Raw genomic sequence first — 3,891 nt, 5'->3', positions numbered from 1 at the left:
ACATCGAGACCTACACGGCCCGACTCGCACAGGCCTGCGCCGAGCTTGCACCGCTACGCGACGAGCAGGCCGAATTGGCAGAGCTCGCCGACGTCGTCGCGGGCGGCGGCGCGAACACGCGCAAGATGTCGCTCCGCTCGTACGTGCTCGCGGCGCGACTCGAAGAGGTCGCCGAAGCGGCATCCGAACGGCTGCTCCGGATGTCCGGTGGGCGCTACGAATTCGTGCATACCGACGCCGCCGGTACCCATGGTCGGCGGGGAGGTCTGGGGCTCGACATCCACGACGAGTACACCGGCGTGGTGCGGTCCACGAAGACGCTGTCCGGGGGAGAGTCGTTTCAGGCGTCGCTCGCGTTGGCACTGGGGCTGGCCGATGTCGTGGCCGCGGAAGCGGGCGGGCTGGTCCTCGACACCATGTTCATCGACGAGGGCTTCGGCACGCTCGACGCCGACGCGCTCGACGCGGTGATGGGGGTGCTCGACGAACTGAGAGAGGGCGGTCGTGTGGTCGGTGTCGTCAGCCATGTCGACGAGATGCGTCAGCGCATCCCCAGCCGCCTGCACGTGATCCGCGGCCGCGCCGGCTCCGCCGTGCAGATCGCAGGCTGAGCCGGCGCGGCCCGAAGCTCACGTCTTCGAGGGTGCGGACGGGTCGGGCTCCGATGGCTCGGGCGCGGTAGCGGGCGGGATCTTCGGATCGGGCACCGAGGTATCGCCCGGCGCGGGCAGCGCCTTCGTTCCATCCTCGGGATCGGTTTCCACCGAGTTCTTGTCTATCTGTTCGCCGAGGTAGCGGATCACTACCGCAGCGACCGCGGCAACCGGCACGGCCAGGAATGCGCCGACGATCCCGAACAGCGACGAGCCCGCCGTCACTGCGAGCAGGACCACCACGGCGTGCAGGTTCATGCTCTTGGACTGCAACACCGGTTGCAGAACGTTCCCCTCGATCTGCTGCACCGCGATGATCAGCGCGAGCACGATAAGCGCAGTGGTAAAACCGTTCGCCACCAGCGCCACCAACACCGCCAAGGCACCGGCGACGAAGGCACCGACAATCGGGATGAAGCCGCCGATGAAGGTGAGAATGGCGAGCACCGGCGCGAGGGGCACTCCCAGAATGACCAGGCCGATGCCGATGAACACTGCATCGATCAGGCTCACCAGGGCCTGTGTACGGATGAAGCCGCCGAGTGTGCTCCACATGCGGGTCAGCACCTCGTCGAGGTGGGTGCCCGCGCGGCTTCCGCTCACGCGGTGCAGCCACGGCAGGAAGCGGGGTCCGTCCTTGATGAAGAAAAACGTCAAGACCAGCACCAGCGCCAGGGTGATCAGCATCGAGCCCGCGGTGGTCACCCCGGAGAACACGCCGCCCGCGATCGACGCGGCGCTGCCCTGCAGTCGTTCGACCACAGCGGCGACGGCGCTGTCGAGTTGCTCGTCGCGCAGATTGATCGGTGGACCCTTGACCCAGTCCTGGACCTTGTTGATGCCCTCGGTCGCCTTGTTGGCGAGGTCGGGAACCTGAGAGATCACCGAGGGCGCGATCCCGGCGATGATCCCGGCGAAGATGGCGAAGAACGCCACGAGTGTGAGGCCGGCCGCTGCTGCCGGTGGTACACCGCGTTTCGTCATGCCCCGCGTCGGTGGCCACAAAATTGTCGCCACGACGATCGCCAGGGCGACCGGCAGCACGATCACCCACATCTTCTGGATGATCCAGCCCAGCACCACGGCTGCCGCGGCGATGATGACCAGGCCCGCCGACCACTTGGCCAGCCAGAGTCCGCCGGTGCCGAGCAGTGCGGCGCGATCCGCCTTTCGGGCCGGCTTCTGCTCGCCGGTCTTCGGTTCGGTCAACGGCGGTCCTTCCGACATGCGCGCCCGGTCGGCGCGGCCGACATCCGTCAAGCTGCAGACATCCGTCAATCTACGGTCCCGCCGCGCCGGTTGTCGGGGGGAAAGCGAGATGTCGGTTTGTCGGAGGCAGGATCCCCTTTCGTGGCAAGCTCGAAACGTGACGAATCGAATGGGTGTGCCCCGTAGGGTCAGGATCTCGATCATGGCGGCAGCTGTCGCCGCAGTGGGAGCGCTCGCCGGGTGCAGCTCGGACGAGGCGCCGACCGACGATGCGGTGCGTTCCTCGGCGAACGCGGCGGTGACGAGCGTGCAGCAACAGGCCGAGGGCGCGGTCTCGTCGGTCCAGAGCGCTGCGTCGAGTGCCGCGGGTAGCGTCGGCAACCTCATCGACGAAGCGAAGCTCGACGTGTTCGTCGCGGCGTTCCGCGCCGGGTACCCGGCGCTGTCCGCCGATCGGGAGACGGCATCGATCGAGGCGATCGTCACCCAGACATGTCCCCTGATCGAGGGTGGCGCCGACGATCAGGAAGTCAACGCGAAGGTCGGCGAACTCGCGACCAACGGGTCGTCCGTTCCCGGTGACGACCAGGCCGCGCGGATCGCGCAGTTGGTGCGGGTGGCGTGCGCGTGAGGGACGCGCGCGGGGCCCGCGTAGAATATTGATTCCGTGAGCCTTACCCTCGGAATCGTCGGTCTTCCCAACGTCGGCAAGTCGACGCTTTTCAATGCGCTGACCAAGAACGATGTGCTTGCTGCGAACTATCCGTTCGCCACCATCGAGCCGAATGTCGGCGTGGTCGAACTGCCTGATCCGCGACTGACCCGTCTCGCCGAGATCTTCGGCTCCGAACGCATCCTTCCCGCGACGGTGTCCTTCGTCGACATCGCCGGGATCGTGAAGGGTGCATCCGAGGGGGCGGGTCTGGGCAACAAATTCCTCGCCAACATCCGTGAAGCCGACGCGATCTGTCAGGTGGTTCGCGTGTTCGCCGACGACGACGTCATCCACGTCGACGGCCGGGTCGATCCCGCGTCGGATATCGAGGTCATCGAGACCGAACTCGTGATCGCGGACATGCAGACGTTGGAGAAGGCCCTGCCGCGGCTGGACAAGGAAGCGCGCAAGAACAAGGAACTCAAGCCCGTGTACGAGGAGGCGCTCAAGGCGCAGGTGTTCCTCGACGAGGGTGCCACTCTGTTCAGCGTGAAGGACAAGCTGGACTTCTCGCTGCTGCGTGAGCTGAGCCTGCTCACCACCAAGCCGTTCCTCTACGTGTTCAACGCCGACGAGGCAGTGCTCACCGACGAGGCGAAGATCGCCGAGTTGCGTGCCTCCGTCGCTCCGGCCGACGCGGTGTTCCTCGACGCGAAGGTCGAGCAGGAACTGCTCGAGCTGGACGAGGAGGACCGCCAGGAGATGCTCGACTCGATCGGGCAGTCCGAGCCCGGCCTGCACGCCCTCGCGCGCACCGGCTTCCACACCCTCGGTCTGCAGACCTACCTGACCGCAGGCCCCAAGGAAGCGCGCGCCTGGACCATCCACAAGGGTGACACCGCGCCGCAGGCCGCCGGCGTCATCCACACCGACTTCGAGCGCGGCTTCATCAAGGCCGAGATCGTCTCGTTCGAGGACCTCGACGCGGCCGGTTCGATGGCCGAGGCGAAGGCCCGGGGCAAGGTCCGCATCGAGGGCAAGGACTACGTCATGGCCGACGGCGATGTCGTGGAGTTCCGCTTCAACGTTTGATGGGGCTACATCGCCCAGGTGGGCGGCGAATCGTCATCACGAACCCGCAGGTGAGGGCCACTTTCTGAGCAGTGATAGCGCACCTACGGATTAGTGGCTGATTAGCCCCTGCTGGGGCTGAGGCAGGGCTAGCGGCGGCCTTTCCGAGCCAGCACCCCAGGGCGCCGTAGTTGTTGATTAGCGACCCCGTGAGCTGGGGTTTTCGTTTTATTCGAGGTGCTGTCCGGGCCGGTGGAGCGGGCATGGGGACAGGGATTGATCATGGGTGTGTCTTACGCATCC

The 3,891-nt window shown here is 66.3% G+C and carries 4 protein-coding genes; 3 read left to right on the top strand and 1 reads right to left on the bottom strand.

The window, feature by feature from the left end:
• On the top strand, window positions 1-611 hold a 611-nt coding region (locus Q8814_RS24900; RefSeq protein WP_330154636.1), incomplete at its 5' end, for an SbcC/MukB-like Walker B domain-containing protein.
• Window positions 612-629: 18 nt separating this feature from the next.
• On the opposite strand, the gene Q8814_RS24895 is transcribed toward Q8814_RS24900, so the two are convergent.
• The gene (locus Q8814_RS24895; RefSeq protein WP_330154637.1) at window positions 630-1,880 is read right to left on the bottom strand and encodes an AI-2E family transporter; all 1,251 of its coding nucleotides are present in this window, start codon (window positions 1,878-1,880) and stop codon (window positions 630-632) included.
• A gap of 184 nt (window positions 1,881-2,064) precedes the next feature.
• On the opposite strand from Q8814_RS24895, the gene Q8814_RS24890 reads away from it, so the two are divergent.
• Together Q8814_RS24890 and ychF are read left to right on the top strand one after the other, a co-directional pair.
• The gene (locus Q8814_RS24890) at window positions 2,065-2,493 is read left to right on the top strand and encodes a hypothetical protein (RefSeq protein WP_330154635.1); all 429 of its coding nucleotides are present in this window, start codon (window positions 2,065-2,067) and stop codon (window positions 2,491-2,493) included.
• A 36-nt stretch (window positions 2,494-2,529) separates the two neighbouring features.
• Window positions 2,530-3,609: a redox-regulated ATPase YchF gene (ychF, locus tag Q8814_RS24885; RefSeq protein WP_330154634.1), complete on the top strand. Its 1,080-nt coding sequence runs from the start codon at window positions 2,530-2,532 to the stop codon at window positions 3,607-3,609.
• The last annotated feature ends 282 nt before the right edge of the window (window positions 3,610-3,891 follow it).

It is taken from the genome of Rhodococcus chondri (genome assembly GCF_036327435.1).
In the GTDB taxonomy this organism is placed as follows: Bacteria; Actinomycetota; Actinomycetes; order Mycobacteriales; family Mycobacteriaceae; genus Rhodococcus; species Rhodococcus chondri.
The sequence above is the reverse complement of the archived record's forward strand: the minus strand, read 5'-3'. Positions and strand labels throughout refer to the sequence as shown.